Raw genomic sequence first — 623 nt, 5'->3', positions numbered from 1 at the left:
TCTCAGGTTTTAACATCGGGGGCACCGCCTGGCTGCGCCAGAATGCACAATGGGCAGTTGAGCCGTCAGAAATGACATTCGAGATCGTTGATTCCGACAAGGGATTTTAGGCGATTCAACGGGTCGCCTTTGTCGCGGACCGTACTCCGATCGGATGCGATCCGCCAACTGCACAACCAAGCCAGTTGCATGCCGAGCAAACGTATCTCAGTTATCCTAATATCAGCCACAGAACGGGCCTTACCGCGACCGCTTTATTGGGGCGATGTCCAACCCTTGGAATGGCCCAATCGGAATTATTTTGAGGTTGAAGGCGATGTTGGAATCGGACCTGGTCTTACAGTGCTGGTAGCCCCCGGACACGCACCGGGTCAGATCGCCATAATGGTTGATCTTCCATCGGGTGTATTCTTGCTGACCAGCGATGCAATCTCCCGGCCCGCGGAGATCGACGAGAAGTTCGCGGGGTCATGGGATGAGCAGGGCGCGATTGCAAGCGCGGACCGACTCATGCGTCTGGCATCCCAGCGGGATGCCTTCGTGATTTATGGACATTGTCCAGAGCAATGGCCTGTACTGAAAAAAGCACCAGAATTCTATCGCTGATCACAGAAGGGGTTCCG

Annotated in this window: 1 protein-coding gene; it reads left to right on the top strand. The window is 54.9% G+C overall.

Going from position 1 to position 623, the window contains the following annotated elements; translation table 11 throughout:
- The first annotated feature begins 189 nt into the window (after positions 1–189).
- A complete protein-coding gene (locus tag ACR0I8_RS22105) occupies positions 190–606 on the top strand; it encodes an MBL fold metallo-hydrolase (RefSeq protein ID WP_480703677.1) in 417 nt (138 codons plus the stop codon).
- Positions 607–623 lie beyond the last annotated feature (17 nt).

The sequence above is a fragment of the Ruegeria sp. BG9 genome (genome assembly GCF_056538305.1).
Note: the sequence above shows the minus strand (reverse complement) of the source record. Positions and strands in the feature narration are given on the sequence as shown.